This is a genomic window from Legionella sp. ST3F1, assembly GCF_048553315.1.
GTDB classification, from domain to species: Bacteria; Pseudomonadota; Gammaproteobacteria; order Legionellales; family Legionellaceae; genus Tatlockia; species Tatlockia donaldsonii.
Genome location: NZ_JBLZIO010000004.1, coordinates 48,333 through 63,794, shown reverse-complemented (window position 1 = coordinate 63,794; position 15,462 = coordinate 48,333). Strand labels below are relative to the sequence as shown.

Below are 15,462 nucleotides of genomic sequence, written 5' to 3'. Positions count from 1 at the left end.
CCCTACCGTAGGGAGTAGGCCATTAACAGGAGTAGATTCATGAAAAAACTATCGTTTGCCGTTAAAGCAAACATGAATAAACCACCTAGAGTTCACGTGCAATCAGCCGATAAAAAAACAACCTATGGCTCATTTCAAGCAAATAACTGCGATGAATTCGATAGCTGGGACAAATTAAGCCAGGACGAAGCCATTGAACTAAAGCACTACATGAATAATCTTGTGGCTATTGAGCATTATTTTTCCACAAAGGCTCTGTCCGAACAAAAAGATTTTAGGATCCGATTACCAGGTAGTTTTATTGATGCTATTGATGAGCTCAGCAGGTTATGCTTTGAAGAACACATCGACTTGAATGTTTATGATGCCATGATAAGTGCCGCTATTGGGCAACTTAAAATAAAGACAGCAAGCCTTCCTGATGAAAAAAAACAGCAAGCGCTTACACTGCTTAATCAACTAGGATTATCTGAAAATGTAAAAACAGATGTTTCCTTGAAAATACAGGCGATATTTTCTGAATTATTATCCATTCATAACAAATCAGAAAAACTGCACCAAAAAGCCAGAACGCTTTTCAATAAAGATAAAAGTATTGCGCCAAAAACCATTGAAGAAATCGCAAAAGGTGAATTATCAACCTCTAAATGGTTAGTAGCTTGTGCTGTAGAGATTTTACTGGAGGAAAAACCAGATATAGTGCAAAAAATATTAACTGATGACGATATCTTGTTTTTGTGGGCAAATCCATTACTAAAAAATCATAGACCGCTCAAGGAACTGCTCGATAAACTAGAATCTTTGAATAACTCGGAAACGTTAAGCAATAAACTAAAATCCATGGATTAAGTTTAGTTAAATACTTTCCAAATTATCACATTTATGCTATAAATTATTATGAAAATAAAATTTTACCAAAAACAATCGGGCAAAAACCCCGTGGCGGAATTTCTAAATGATTTGCCGTCCGATGAGATAGCGCGACTTGCTGGTTGTTTAAAGAGTATTGAAGAGCTAGGGTTTGACAGCCCAAGGGTACAATTCAGGCAAATAAAAGGCTCGCTTTGGGAAATTAAAATTAAAACATCGCGCAGTGGTTATCGGTTTTTTTATGTGTGCATTCAAAAAGAAATCATCGTTCTTTTACATGCCTATAAAAAACAATCACAAAAAGCGCCAAAGCAAGAAATTGAACTGGCTGAAAAACGAATGATGGAGGTATACGAGAATGAAAGCACTTACCTTAAATGAATTTATTGACGATAAAATCAATCAAGATGAAGAATTTGCCAAGCACTATGAGCGTGAGCAAATTATTAATAATATAGCAGTAATGATTGTAAATGCCCGTAAAAAGCGACATATGACACAATCTGAATTGGCTAATAAAATTGGAACCAAACAATCGGTTATTTCTCGCCTTGAAAGTGGCAATAGTTCATTTATTCCCTCATTAGAGACCCTGGTGAAGGTTGCTGATGCGCTGAACATGCACTTAAAATTGCAATTACAGGCCTAATTACTCTTTGGCCAATATGGATTAACAGTAAACTTTAAAGGACATTAAATGGCATTAGATTTTTCCAAATTGGGTACGGGACAAACTGTTGATACTGTTTTAAAACCGAGAGAAATTTTTAATGCGTTACCCAATAAAAAATCAAACAAATTCCATTATCCCCGCGATGTGCAATCTCAAGTATGGAGCAAGTGGTTTGACCGAAAAGAGGAACGAAACCTGGTCATAAAAATGAATACAGGCGGCGGTAAAACAGTGGTTGGCCTTTTAATTTTAAAAAGTTGCTTGAATGAGAAGAAAGGACCTGTAGTTTACATTGTTCCAGATAATTTTTTAGTAGAGCAAGTTTTATCCGAAGCAAAAGATCTTGGATTAAATGCAGTCGATGACCCTGAAAATGAGAGTTTTTTAAAAGGGAAAGCAATTTTAGTAACTAATATATATAAATTAATTAACGGAAAATCAGTATTTGGTGTTGGGGATGAAGGAACTAAAATACCCATTAAAACGATCCTTATTGATGATGCCCATGCATGCGTAAATACAGTCGAAGAACAATTCACTTTGAATGTATCATCCTCTAACCCGGCACATAAAAAAATATTTAGTATTTTTGAAGAGGCAATGAAAAGGCAGTCGGAAGCAAAATATTTGGAGATTAAATCAGGGGATCCTTTTGCCTACATCTTAATCCCATATTGGAACTGGCAAGAAAATCTTAGTAATGTAATGCAGGTTTTAATTGAAAACAAAAATCATGAAGAAATAAAATTTAAATGGGCATTAATAAAAGAAAATTTAGAGCGATGTAGTTGCGTGATTAGTAAGCATGACATTGAAATTACAAGTAATTGTATTCCAATTGATGTGATTCCGTCTCTGAGTAATGCATCAAGAAAAATATTTATGACCGCCACATTATCGGACGATAGCGTCTTAACGACTCATTTTGGTGTAAGCCCCCAATATCTTAATACCCCCATCACTCCAGATTCAGCGGGGGATGTAGGTGACAGATTAATCTTATTACCACAAGCTCTTAACACCAATATGTTCGATAGTGATGTTAAAGCATTATGTTTGGAATTATCCAAAGAATATAACGTGGTAGTTATTGTCCCCTCTAACAAGCGAGTGGAGTTTTGGGAGGATGCAGCGGATCTCATTTTAAATAAAGACAGTATGCTTCATGGAATTGAACAACTTAAAACGACTCATATTGGCTTAACGATTTTAGTTAACAAATATGATGGGATTGATTTACCCGAAAATGCTTGCCGATTATTAGTTATAGATGGATTACCAGCAGCCCGAAATAATATTGATAAAATTCGCCAGAGTGAGCTTGCAGGTAGTTCGAACAGAGTAAATCAAATAGTTCATAAAGTGGAACAGGGGATGGGGAGAGGAATTAGATCTAATGATGATTATTGCGTCATTTTTCTTATGGGGAAAGATCTTACTTCTCAGCTTTATACGAGCGAAACTTTAGAACTATTTTCACCCGCGACAAAGGCTCAATTAGAATTATCAGAGCAAATAGCAGACCAAATAAAAGATAAGGGAGCTGATGAGATTAAAACTGTCATAAACTACAGTCTAAAAAGGGATCCTCAATGGGTTAAGTTAAGCAGAGGTATTATGGCAGACTTAAATTATTCCAATCAAAATAAAACTGACCCAATAAAAATAGCTTTAAGAGAGGCTTACGATTTAGATCGCTCTGGGAAACCACAAGAAGCAGCAAATAGAATTTTGAATGAAATCAATAGGTCAACTGAAGATCCTTTATTAAGAGGCGTGTTAAAACAATACATGTCGGAATATATAAACAAGTACGATAAGGTGGAATCGCAAAAAACTCAGCTATCCGCTATATCTGATAATTTAAGAGTTCTTAAACCAATCGAAGGCATCTGTTATAGGCCACTACAAAATCATACCGGATCACAAGCAATACAATGTTCTAACTATTTAAAAGAAAAATTTAAAGATGGAAACAAACTTATTATCTATGCAGAGGGAGTATTTTCAAAACTTGTATTTAGTGAAGGCACTGCAAATATATTTGAGGATGCTTTTAAAGAGTTAGCATACCTACTTGGCTTTATAGGCCAACGCCCCGAAAATGATTATGGAAAAGGACCAGATAATCTCTGGCTGTTGGATGATTTAAAATTTTTAGTTATTGAATGTAAAAATGGTGCAACCACTGATCTTATTTGTAAACACGATTGTAATCAGCTGAATGGTTCTGAAATTTGGTTTAATAACAATTATGGCAATGGTGCTAAATGTGTACCTATTATGATTCATTTATCTGCTTGTTTTGAGTATGCGTGTTCTCCAAGTAAAAATATAAAAATAATAAATAAGAGCTTGTTAGAAAAGTTAGTTAATAACGCTCGTCAATTTATAAAATCTATAGCCTCTGATAATAAGTTTGAAGACAGTCAAACTGTCAAACAACGTCTTAATCAATACAAGTTAGAGGCTGATGATATTACAGCCAACTACACAACTCATTTTAAAACAAAAAAAACCTGAACACTTTAAATATATAATGGGAAACAACTAAAAAACAGTATTTCATCAATAGTAAAAGGAATACTTCTTTAGCATTATTTTAATAGCTTTTGAGCTAGTTGAACGCACGTCTAAACAAAGGATAAGCATGGGGACTGTACTTAATTTAATTGTTGATTCGATACAAGAAGGTTTTTTACACCCATCAAGATTTATAAAAAAAATCAAAAGTCACTCTCAGCTACAAATGTTATTAAAAACACCTCCCCAAACGGCTAACGCGGATCAAATAATTCATTGGAACAGGTGGGATAGTTTTTATTTTGATAAAAAATACACCATGAATCTAAGGGAAAGATACTACTCAACACAACAATATATCCCAGAATTAGAATATATTGTCACAGTTAACGAAACAGAAAATTGGTGGTGTGATATTCGCGATATTGATTGCCTTGGCGCATCAAAATCAGATCTGAGCCTGTTTAAAACCCTTGATGATTTCGCAACAACAGTTAACCATAATTTAATCGCCGACATATCAGAACAAAATTTAAATAAAAATTTGCAGTGGGAGGGCGGACGAATATTCAATAATCCTTCATTTTATTGCTATGCATGGGATAACAACCGCATTCATTTATGTAATAGTGGGGGATCTCATCATTTTTCAGCAGCTCGATATCTTGCCTTAAAATTAAATAAAAAGTTTCCTGTTTGCGGTAGACTATATACAGTTCATTTAGACTCACAGTCCGTATTTTCTTTATTAAACCAATTTGATCTTTTTTCTGTAAATAGTAAAGACTGGTTCTTTATTAGTGAAGAATGTGAACATTTTGGTGCTCCAGTTGGATTTTACCCTGCTCCACGACCATTTTATGACCAAACAATTATTTTCCTTCCCCGTAATAATAAACGCTCAATGAGGATCTCGAAACTATTTAAACAAATTCAGCTATTTGATTTTAGCCTTTTCTTATTAAAGTCTCTAAAAAAGCAAGAGCATTGATGGCCAATGCCGAGCCATTACACACAATTTCAAAACTGGCTTTCTGATATCACAAGGGTACACACTTTAGTGATAGGCAGAAAACAAGAGGGTTACATCTATCATATGATTTAAATATTTACTTTTGATAGATGACTTCCAAAGCATCTGGATTTAATTGATAAAAACAGATTGCACGTTCCTGTTTCAAGTTCAATCAACACCAAGGACAACATATAATATACAAAAGAGGATTTGTTCAGTACCAGAAAGATGGAATTTTGGGACATTATTGTTTAATTAAATTGCAACTCAATATCCCAAATATAATCTCTATAGGTTGAAAAGAAAAATATTTCTAAAAGCTATTTAAATAGCTTTTAGAACCCATTCCGGCAATGGTGCATTATAATCCAGGGTAGAGACTCTCCATACTCCCAAACCTCACTATTATAATTTCCAGTTGAGCCAAAATCAAAATTAGGGGCTAACTGTTTTATGTACATATAGGCTAATAGACCTGTGTCTCTTCCTTCAACCCAATCCGCGCATAGAAATTATTGCCTTTAAAAAATCGCTCATGCTCAATCCAATCTTGAGAGTTTTTGTCAATTGGCCAGCAAAGTGTGTGTATTTGATACTTTTTATAACGATTTTTTCCTTTGAATAGGTCATTTAAAAAGTTTTTAAGCCCTTGGCTTCTAAAATAAGTATGCCCCTCATCACCATAATGTTTAAAAAATAGCTCGGAAAATCGCTCTATAGGGCTTTTTTCGATAACAAAAAAATATGGCCAAAGGGAGAGGGTTAAGAATCAAATAGCGTTTAATATCAGGCCTTTTTAGCAGCAAATTATTATTGTAATATATTTTTAAGCGTCGAAAATTGAGAAAGCTGTGGATAGAATAACTTAGGGTAATTAATCCACCTACGATATATAGCGTTATCAAAAACTCTTTTACACTCACATCCATTGCTTACACCATAATTCCTAAATCAAAAATCTTTAAATGAGGACTTTTAACGATCGGTTAATTATAACATTCTTATGGGGAATTGGCGTGTACGGTGATTCAGGCAGTTACGTTGCACATTCTGTTTAAATTACATTAATGACAATCAATCGTATTTGATTTTGAGCGCAATCGGGTTATAATATAATTAACCATACCTGCCACGCCTCTTAATAATGCGGACCAGGGCGGGTTATTTACTTTATGCATTCAAAAATGGTTTTTAATAAACCACCTCTTTCCATACCAGAACAAATACATCACTTACGGCAAAAAGGGCTATTGTTGGATAATGAACAAGAAGCTAGCCAGTATTTGACGACCATTGGTTACTATCGTTTGATGATTTATTTTAAGCCTTTTCTCATTAGCTCTGCGACAAACACTAGCCAATTTAAACCTAACACGCGATTTTCGGATCTTTTAAATTTGTATGCCTTTGATAGAGAGCTACGCTTATTAGTTATCGATGCCCTAGAGAGAATAGAAGTCGCTTTTCGTACCGCTATATCAAATGCCATGAGTTTGAAATATGGCGCACATTGGTATCTAAACATGGATTTATTTTCTTCGACTGAGCAATATCAGATGTTTTTGGAGGAGGTTAAATCACATCTGAAACGTTCACACGAAGACTTTATTAAAACGTATTCTTTTTAAGATTCTCACCGAGGATGATGTGTTTATGTTATGGGCTAAACAATTGCTCGATCAAGGGCATAATCCTAAGAAGATAATACATAAAATAGATGCACTCAATAAAAATGAGCTAATTAATAAGATTAAATGTTATAAAAAATAATATGATAAAATGGTAACCATTTGCATAGATAGTTTTTACAAGAGAGGTATTGTGTTCTTAACATTTGCTAACGGTTGTATCATTGTTCTGGGGCTTGTGCTTACGTGGTGCATTCTATTTTCTATTTTCGATGAAAAATCATCGCGGCGTTTGGGTATAAAGCTAGGGATCTTGGTGCTGTTTTTGTCTCCATTCATTGCTAAATTGAGCTATGATTTCTATGCAACTGCTTCACGGCAATTGTTTCTTATGGGTGCCAATGGCGAAATTCAATTAGCGTATTCACCATTAAAAGTGCCAAAGACCCAAAATAACCATTATTGCGATCGCTTTACAGACAGCAAAGGTAATTTATTAAACCGCTCTACAATAGGTGATAAGCATCTATTTTGTGGTGTTTTTTGGAATATGGGGGAACATGATGTGGTGTTTTTGCCTTATAAACTTTTAGGCAATAATAAAGCCATCTATTGGGCTTCACCAGAACTAAAAATTATCGGCCCAATGCCGCCTGATCTCCTTTTAATAAAAAGCAAAGCAAAAAATACCAATTCGACTTCATCAGAAAAACCCAATAGAATTTATGTTGAAGGAGGGAAAACAGCGCACATTATAGTAACAAAACAATTTGAGCTTCCATCTGATAAGGCTCACAAGGAAAAAACAATTTCCCCTGGGACAGTGTTATCAGGAGTTACTCTAAAGACTTTCGACGTCTCAGAAAAACTAAGCCAAGCACGTTTTAAATTATTCATTGGAAATACATTATGTATCGCCTCGTCAGATACACATATTAGGCCTGATTACGATACAGCAATGCTATAGCTAGCATCATCAGCCTAAATTGTTCTAATGATGAGGAACATGCGATTCCTATAGAAGCAATAGCAACCGTTTCTGGAAGAACACTATATCCTAAAGAATAAGCGGTGAGCTAAAGCACGCTCACACCGTGATCAAAAAAAAGGAACTATTATAATGCGCATAAATCTAAAAACACCAATACACTACTTCTCTTTTTTACTGTTAGTTCTGTCCTATTTGTCGCTTTCTTTTGAAACCGCTTTAAAATCAGGGGTATTTTCCTCTTATGGCGATTTATTTACCCCAATAACTCATATTTTTTACTGGCCAAGGTTTGCTTTGCTTCTAGCGCCTGCGCTTGTTTTGATTATTCTTTCTTCTGTTAAAATGAAGAATCATGAGCTTATTTTAAAAGGGTTTTTCCTTTTTGCATCACCAATTATTGTAAGTAATAATATCAGTTTATTTTCATCCCCTAATGTAATTCCCATTTTAAATCAGCCACAACACTTCATACAGCTTTATTATTATGCTTCATGGTGCAAATCAATAACTTGGATGGGGATTATTATATTAGGTTTGATTTGGACTTTTCAAAAAGAACTAAAGCCCGTAGGAGCACAAGCCCATTAAGATATAGTGCATTCATTACCATTGCTATGGAGCGGGGGGATTATTTATTGCTTAACAAGTAATCCAGTTTGCATTGATAAAATCAAAATAACAATAAGAGGTATGTACAATTAAAACGTGGAATCCATTTATTTACAAAAGCAAAGTATATCAACTCGATCATCTAAACGAATTGCGTTGGGAATTTGTTCAACAGGAAGCTACAAATAAGCCTGAAATTCGATATGCGTTTGTCATTGAATTTGGTTTGCATTGCTTTACTCGTGGACTGAATACTCATATAAAGGAGACATGGCAAAATATTGATCCCGAATTAATCTACTCAGACTCCAGAGAGCAGCGTATTTTTTGTTTTTCTCGCTATACTGGGTTGAATTACATATCTGGGGCAAAAGCGAATTAGAGTTTCTATATCACACAAATAAGTGTTAATTATAATCAAACCGGTTGCGTGTCACACTAATTTTATTGATTCTCCCCTGGATTTTTTGTCACTCACTGAATGTCATAAATTATGAGATAAACTCAAGCCTGGCATGGTATCTATTGGATCTCAGTTCGCTTTTGCCCCAGATATGTAATCCAACTCATATTTGTGATAATTGTCACTATCTCCGGCAGTAAACTAGCTAATAACAGATTTCCGCAGCGGTGTTGCGGAAATCTGTTAAAGTAAAATGCGAAACTGTCAGCATTGCTGACAGAATTATTTTGGTACACCTCCTGATTAATCTTCTTTCGACATTAGTCTTTTATATTTGGCAGATTGATGTCGTTCAAGGAGATCAATATCATTATATCGATCGGTAATAGCACTGGAACTATGACCAGCATCATCTCGTACGTGCGCAACAGGCCGCCCACGCATATTAATATCATCGGAAATACCTGTATGGCGCAACCAATGTACTGTTGCTGACTCAAAACTATCAGCCTCTATTGAAAAGCCGGTGCTTCTTAAATTTTGTATGGTGTTATCAAAGCAGTCTTGAACCAAGCGACGAATGTGTCTTGAACTAGTCATTGCTCCTTTACCTTTTTCTTTAGGTAATAGAGGGCTTTGATCATTCATTGAAGGAAGTGGGGTTAACTGCATACTGACACGATATCGCTTGAGTGCTGCAAGCATGTCATCAGGTACGGCAATATCTCGCATTTTGTTACCTTTTCCTACCGTCTTAAACCACCAACATCCTTGGCTATCTTGATAAAAATGTCGCATTTCTGGAGTCCAACGATCACTGGCACATAGCTCAGAGATACGTAAGTACAATAAATAAAGCGCAGAAATAATAAACAATGTCCGTTCATGTCTATCGGGCGCATTATTTGCCATATTTTTAACTGTATCAAGACAAGTTCGCCATTGTTTTTCACTCAAGCGCATCACTTGTGCTTGATGTTGAGTTTTTTGGATATACTTGCTTTTTTGTTTGATCAAAGTAATCGGGTTAATGGATACTTTTTCCTCTAAGGCCAAGTAATTATAAAAACTGCTCAGCACCGTAAAAATTTCACGAATTGCTTTTTGTGATAATTGATAGTTTTGCTTATTGGGCCTCAGTCCATTTTTATGATCAATTTTACTTACAGTGGCTACAAATGGGCGCCACTCATGGTTGGGAATGCGTTCGCCGTTATGCGTAATGAATCGTGCTACTTTTTTAAATCCAATCCATGATTTTGGTGGATTGAAACAAAATTGCATGTAATTTTCAATGTCTTGCCGTTTCAAATCCAGTAATGATTTTTTCTCAATTAGCCAGGCCCATTGAATTAATCGTTCTACTTCTCGACGATATGATTCAAATGTGGCATTATTGTTATCATATTGTTTTAAAAAGTCGAGACAAAAAATTAGGTCATATGGCGCAAAAGATGGTGGCATAAATGCTTGCCAATTTTTTTCTTTAAGCTGTTGGCAAGTGTCTATTAATGGTTGTGGTATAGGAATACTTGCCATGGTCACACTCTAATTTAAAATAAATAGATCATTTGGTCTTATGCGTACTACCATCAATATTATCTTCACTGAATTCTGCTTCAAGTTCTGCAATGCTTGGCAGGTTTGATTTTAAGTTTTCAGGAATTGCCTTTGTAAGTTGATATTCAGAAACGCCTATTGGTTTTTCTATGCCTTTTAGAGCATACTCAGCAATGACTTTGCTTCTTGATTTGCAAAGCAATAAACCTATGCTAGGGTTATCGTGTTCCGTTTTAAGATACTGATCAACCAAGTTGAGATAAAAATTTAATTGTCCAGCATGTTCTGGTTTGAAGCGAACTGCCTTCCATTCTATAACAATAAATGCCCTAAGTTTTAAATGATAAAAGAGCATATCTAGGAAATAAGTTTCGCCATCAATTTCCATCGGATATTGACTACCAACAAATGAGAAACCCTTGCCCAGCTCTAATAAAAACTTGGTAATATGTGCAATGGAAGCATGCTCAATTTCGCGCTCAAGTGCATCATCATGAAGACCTAAAAAATCAAAATTATATGGACTTTTAAGTACTTCTTGCGCAAGTGATGATTGTGCCGCTGGTAATCGGTGTATAAAATTAGATGCTTTACTAGAGGATAAAGCTTGAGATTGATATAAATTTTGATTAATATTTTTTTCAAGTGTTGAGCGTGACCAACCATTTTCAATGGTTTGACTTACATACCAATCACGCATGATAGCATCATTAACTCTTTGTATTAAAACAACAATATGTCCCCAAGGTAAATCCCGCACAGCTTGTGCGCGAATTTCATTTAAATCAGGATATTCCTCGGCAAGACGTTTCATTCGTCGGATGTTTGCTACTGAATAACCCCGGGTTTCAGGAAATAAATTCTGTAGATCTCGAGATAATGTTTCAATAAAGCCCGTTCCCCAAGATTTTTGCTTCTGTTTCTCAATTATTTGTTTGCCAATGTACCAATAGTGGTTGATAACTTCTTGATTTACGGCCAGTGCTGCACGGAATTGTGAGGATTTTATTTGAGTTTTAAGCGCACTTAAAAATGACTTATAATCATGATCGAGATGAAAAGTTATTTCTTTTGACATACTTGGTTCCTTTGTTGGATTGACTAATCGATTTCAATTCAATTTGTCTTCCAAGCACAAAATTTTTGCTCACTGTCCTGTCGTGAGCGAAAATTATACGACTACGATAACTTAATTTCAAAAACTTTCTGCAACGGGCGTTGCAAAAAGTTTAATTGCCAAATTAGATATCAATAATACTTAATTTTCAAATAATTGCAAACAGTCCAATAGTATAAACTATTGGACTTATAAAAACTATCGATGCTGTTTTTGTATAGATCCCATTACCCCCAATTAAACTTTTGTGAGAATACTCTAATTGGCGTAGCGCTCCAGAACTTGCGCCCTGATGCAAAAATTTAAAATATCAGACTGGGAAGTCTCCAATAACATCATTATATTTATCTTGTGCATCAGCTAAGCTTAATTTTGAATAAATTTCTAACGAATCTCTTTTCGCATGTTCGGAGTAAGGTTGGATAAAAGCATCATCAATATTTTTTTTTCTTAAGCCAAGTAAACAAAAAGTGTCTTAATTTATGTAATTTTAACGGCTACCCAATTATATTGTTGTTTGTCATATACTTATCAAGATTAGATAAAAGTAGATAAAAAATAAAAAGCAGGATTGAAGTGTATGTACGTTAATTGGATCAAATAGATCATTAAACATACATGGTCGATTGAAACGAACGCCAAGGTATATCAGTATTTAATTTGAGAAATATCTTACAAAAAAATAAGCAAACAAATCAATTTATTTTATTAATATAAAGCTACAATGTAATTGTTTGGCGCAGCTGGATTGTTGACAGGATGTTGAAACACTAGCGAGATCAAGGATGATCTCAATTCAATGGCAATCACAGCTGCGCACAGGCACAACTATGACTTCTATGTATACAGGACGTCCCTTGGTTAGCTCACTACAGAATTTAATTCCACGCACAACAAAAAAGACCCAGAATTCAGCTTAACTTTTAATAATGAGATTACAGCTCTTTACCCAACTAACTCTTTAGCCCTATCCCAAATATGCATCAACTCATTAAGGGATAGACCCTCAAGGTTAATCAATTCACGTTCCTCAGCAATCAGTTTAACCGCTCGTAATCGTCTTTCAAATTTAGTCAGCGTTTGTCCAAGTGTTACTCTTGGGCTTAACTTACAAAAAATACACAGCGAAAACACTGCGTGGAGTAAATCACCAATCTCTTCTTGCAAAGCAGTTTGATTTTCTTTAGAACTATCATGATTCAAGTGCTCCTTGATTTCATCACACTCACTGTGAATTTGATTCATGATTTGGTCTGCACTTTGCCACTTGAACCCAAATTGGGAGGCTTCTTCTTCCAGAGCGCTAATTTTATCTAAAAGTTCCATGTTCAACCTAAAAGAGATTTGACTAATATTCTTAGAAGTACGCATTAGAATGATGCCATACTTACTTAAACAAATCAGAATGAGATCCTGTTCTTGATAATCTTAACAACTGCACACAATCATCTTTAATGATTTTATAAATTAAAAGCCAATCAGGGGTTATATGACACTCACGATAACCATGCCAATCTCCTGAAAGATTATGATCTTTATGCTTGGGATCTAAAATAGAATCTAAAAGATCTTTATTTTTCCTCTGCTTTACTATCTTTTTAAGATCACGCTTAAATTGAGTAGCCAGTTCTAATTCAAGCATTATCTATAGAATTCCAAACATCCTTCATTGTTTTAAATCGTTCGCCCTTACCTGACTCAAGCTCTTCAATTGCATCAAGCGTCTTTTTGTTCGGTATTTTTACATCAAATGGAAGACCATTTTGAAGACATACTTGACTATAGAAAAGCCGAATAGCCTCAGCAGCAGATAAACCTACTTTATGTAATATCTCTTCCGCCTGTATTTTAAGAGCAGGCTCAATACGAGCATTAATTGTCGCCGCCTTATTCATGATATTCACTCCAATACTTTTCATAATTAAATTGTATAACAAATGCGTTACATTTTCAATGTTTGTTTTACACAAAGAGGCGTCTAATTACCGATAATCAAGTTGGCCTATGGCTCCTCATAAAAACATCGATTCTGGCCCCACTTTAATCTCGCTCCTTTAAGTATCCCTCTGTAGTAATAACAATAAAATAACGTATATTTTATAATTACGTGAAATACATCATGAAATAATTAGGATAGAAGTCGCAAATAAGTATGCCCATTATTTTGAGACAGATTTGAAGCCGTAACCTAAACACAGTGTGATTAAGTCAAGACCCGGTTGCTCGACTTTAACTACTCGTAAAAAAAGATTGTACCTGACATTGAAATATTAGAATTTTCTAATATAATGACCCTATGAATACATTAATAAACACTAGCCTTGAAGTGATGAAAAATAATGCTTCTAAGGCTGAACAATTACTTAAACTTTTAGCCAATTCCAAAAGGCTTCTCATTCTATGCTATCTCCTCAAACAAGAATGCACGGTTGGCGAACTAGAACCCCTTGTCGGTTTGTCTCAATCTGCGCTTTCACAGCATTTAGCTAAAATGAGGCGCGAAGGTGTACTTTCGGTAAGAAAAGAAGGGACTCGAGTTTATTATTTTATTAGCAAACCCGAAGTGGAAGCTGTTTTATCAACGCTTTATTTAATTTATTGCAAAGAATAAAAATCGCTCCATTCATTAGAATACTCTAATGTTTTAAGGATTTCTGTCATGTTATTAAGTAGTATTACCCCAAGAAAACACAGTGCTTTTATTATTGTAATAAGTGCACTGTCGACTTCTCTTTGCGCAGGCTCGGTACCCATCTCATATTCTAAAGCGATTCAGCTTGCGCTCGCTAATAACCCTAAAATCCATGCGGCAAACGCTTCAATAGAAGCAGCGGTCGGGGCCTCAAAGCAAGCAAAAAGTATGAGTTGGCCACAATTAGACCTTGAGGTAAGCGGAGCAAGGACTGATAATCCGATGTCGGTATTTGGTTATAAACTAAGTCAAGGGAATGCCAGTTTTGCTGATTTTGGCGCCAATCAATATACTGGACTAAATACCTTATATACCAAGCCTCAAGCATTAAACCACCCAGGATATTATAGTAATCTGGATACTGCGTTTAAACTAAGCGTTCCTATTTATACTGGAGGAAGAATAAAAGCGCAGCAAGCACAGACGCGTGCTTTAGTTGCATCCGCACAACGTGGCAATCAACAAGCTCAAAATCAACTGGCGTATGAAGTCTATGTGTCCTATGAGCGTTTTTTAACAGCCAAGGAACTGGTAGGCATCGCTGAAAGACAGGTTGCTCGAGCAAAGGTGTTTCTGTCAACAACCAAGGACCTAAAAAAGCAATCTATTACCCTAAATAGCGATGTATTAATGGCAGAGGCTTACTTAAACAGCTCTCTTCTTGGTTTATCTAATGCAAGAATTCAAACAGAAGATGAACTTGATGGCTTTAGAACGTTGCTTGGTAGTCCCGAAAGCACCTTTATACCAAGTCGGCACACAACCTTGAGTGCAAAGACAAAACTCAACTTTTTATTGATGACACGAGCAATCAATGATAATCCATCAATTAAAACCCTTCATGCACGTCTTCAAGCAGAAAAAGCGGTAATTGCTGCCTCTTTGGCACTCTATAAGCCCCAAGTGTCGATGCAATTAAGACATGATTGGAATGGCAATACCATAGGTTCAGGCCTTCCGTCAGATACGATTGCGCTAGGTGCTAACTGGACTTTATTTAGTGCGGGCGAGCGCGCTGGCGCTGTCCAGGTAGCAAGTGCAAATGCAAAAAAAATTCAATTTGAGCTTGATGAGCAACGAAATCAGCTGCGATTACAATTAAAGCAAATACGGCGTGCCGAGCAACAAACTCTTTACGAGTTGCAATTAAGTCGACAAACAGCAGAGAAAGAAGAGGCAGTAATTCAAAAACTAAAGCAGCGATTTGGTCGTGGGTTGGTTCCTCTAAGTGCTTTATTGGAGAGTCAGATGAAACTAACGCAGAGTAAAGCACAAGAACTGCAAGCGCTTCATCAATCAAGAGTGCATCAAGCCCATTGGCTGATGCTCAGTAATCAACTAATTTCTAAAGCGATAAAAAGCGCATAAATTGATTGTATAC

Annotated in this window: 15 protein-coding genes; 10 read left to right on the top strand and 5 right to left on the bottom strand. The window is 35.6% G+C overall.

The genetic code is table 11. The annotated features are described in order from the left end of the window. The first annotated feature begins 39 nt into the window (after nt 1-39). The 8 genes from ACN4Z1_RS04505 (at nt 40) to ACN4Z1_RS04470 (ending at nt 8,288) form a co-directional block, all read left to right on the top strand. Nucleotides 40-849, top strand: coding sequence for a hypothetical protein (locus ACN4Z1_RS04505; RefSeq protein WP_021460511.1), 810 nt, complete (start codon nt 40-42; stop codon nt 847-849). Nucleotides 850-897: 48 nt separating this feature from the next. After that, nucleotides 898-1,251 (top strand): type II toxin-antitoxin system RelE/ParE family toxin, encoded by a 354-nt coding sequence (locus ACN4Z1_RS04500; protein ID WP_021460512.1) that lies wholly within the window; start codon nt 898-900, stop codon nt 1,249-1,251. Further along, the gene (locus ACN4Z1_RS04495) at nt 1,229-1,519 is read left to right on the top strand and encodes a helix-turn-helix domain-containing protein (protein ID WP_021460513.1); all 291 of its coding nucleotides are present in this window, start codon (nt 1,229-1,231) and stop codon (nt 1,517-1,519) included. The genes ACN4Z1_RS04500 and ACN4Z1_RS04495 overlap by 23 nt, the downstream gene beginning before the upstream one ends. A gap of 48 nt (nt 1,520-1,567) precedes the next feature. Then, nucleotides 1,568-4,066, top strand: a complete 2,499-nt coding sequence (locus ACN4Z1_RS04490) for a helicase C-terminal domain-containing protein (RefSeq protein ID WP_025520167.1) — start codon at nt 1,568-1,570, stop codon at nt 4,064-4,066. A gap of 127 nt (nt 4,067-4,193) precedes the next feature. Further along, on the top strand, nt 4,194-5,057 hold the full coding sequence (locus ACN4Z1_RS04485) for a DUF6685 family protein (protein ID WP_021582677.1): 864 nt from the start codon (nt 4,194-4,196) through the stop codon (nt 5,055-5,057). A gap of 1,196 nt (nt 5,058-6,253) precedes the next feature. Beyond that, nucleotides 6,254-6,709, top strand: a complete 456-nt coding sequence (locus tag ACN4Z1_RS04480) for an Abi family protein (protein WP_021460518.1) — start codon at nt 6,254-6,256, stop codon at nt 6,707-6,709. 193 nt (nt 6,710-6,902) lie between these two features. Next, nucleotides 6,903-7,676 carry a hypothetical protein gene (locus ACN4Z1_RS04475; protein WP_230305092.1) on the top strand — a complete coding sequence of 258 codons (774 nt, stop codon included), beginning with the start codon at nt 6,903-6,905 and terminating at the stop codon, nt 7,674-7,676. Nucleotides 7,677-7,829: 153 nt separating this feature from the next. Next, the gene (locus ACN4Z1_RS04470) at nt 7,830-8,288 is read left to right on the top strand and encodes a hypothetical protein (protein ID WP_058393154.1); all 459 of its coding nucleotides are present in this window, start codon (nt 7,830-7,832) and stop codon (nt 8,286-8,288) included. Nucleotides 8,289-9,015: 727 nt separating this feature from the next. Here ACN4Z1_RS04470 and ACN4Z1_RS04465 read toward each other — a convergent pair. The 5 genes from ACN4Z1_RS04465 to ACN4Z1_RS04445 form a co-directional block, all read right to left on the bottom strand. Then, complete coding sequence (locus ACN4Z1_RS04465; RefSeq protein WP_021460644.1) at nt 9,016-10,251, bottom strand: tyrosine-type recombinase/integrase; 1,236 nt, start codon at nt 10,249-10,251, stop codon at nt 9,016-9,018. Nucleotides 10,252-10,279: 28 nt separating this feature from the next. Next, nucleotides 10,280-11,350 (bottom strand): PDDEXK nuclease domain-containing protein, encoded by a 1,071-nt coding sequence (locus ACN4Z1_RS04460; RefSeq protein ID WP_021460643.1) that lies wholly within the window; start codon nt 11,348-11,350, stop codon nt 10,280-10,282. A gap of 984 nt (nt 11,351-12,334) precedes the next feature. Next, nucleotides 12,335-12,715, bottom strand: coding sequence for a MazG nucleotide pyrophosphohydrolase domain-containing protein (locus ACN4Z1_RS04455; protein WP_021460642.1), 381 nt, complete (start codon nt 12,713-12,715; stop codon nt 12,335-12,337). A gap of 61 nt (nt 12,716-12,776) precedes the next feature. Beyond that, complete coding sequence (locus ACN4Z1_RS04450; protein ID WP_021460641.1) at nt 12,777-13,031, bottom strand: type II toxin-antitoxin system YafQ family toxin; 255 nt, start codon at nt 13,029-13,031, stop codon at nt 12,777-12,779. Further along, nucleotides 13,024-13,284 (bottom strand): type II toxin-antitoxin system RelB/DinJ family antitoxin, encoded by a 261-nt coding sequence (locus ACN4Z1_RS04445; RefSeq protein ID WP_021460640.1) that lies wholly within the window; start codon nt 13,282-13,284, stop codon nt 13,024-13,026. Before ACN4Z1_RS04445 ends, ACN4Z1_RS04450 begins: the two co-directional genes overlap by 8 nt. Before the next feature lie 401 nt (nt 13,285-13,685). Here ACN4Z1_RS04445 and ACN4Z1_RS04440 point away from each other — a divergent pair, with 401 nt between their 5' ends. Then, nucleotides 13,686-14,000 (top strand): ArsR/SmtB family transcription factor, encoded by a 315-nt coding sequence (locus ACN4Z1_RS04440; protein WP_021582658.1) that lies wholly within the window; start codon nt 13,686-13,688, stop codon nt 13,998-14,000. Nucleotides 14,001-14,048: 48 nt separating this feature from the next. Then, entirely contained in the window at nt 14,049-15,449 is a 1,401-nt protein-coding gene (locus ACN4Z1_RS04435; protein WP_021460639.1) for a TolC family protein, read from the top strand. The last annotated feature ends 13 nt before the right edge of the window (nt 15,450-15,462 follow it).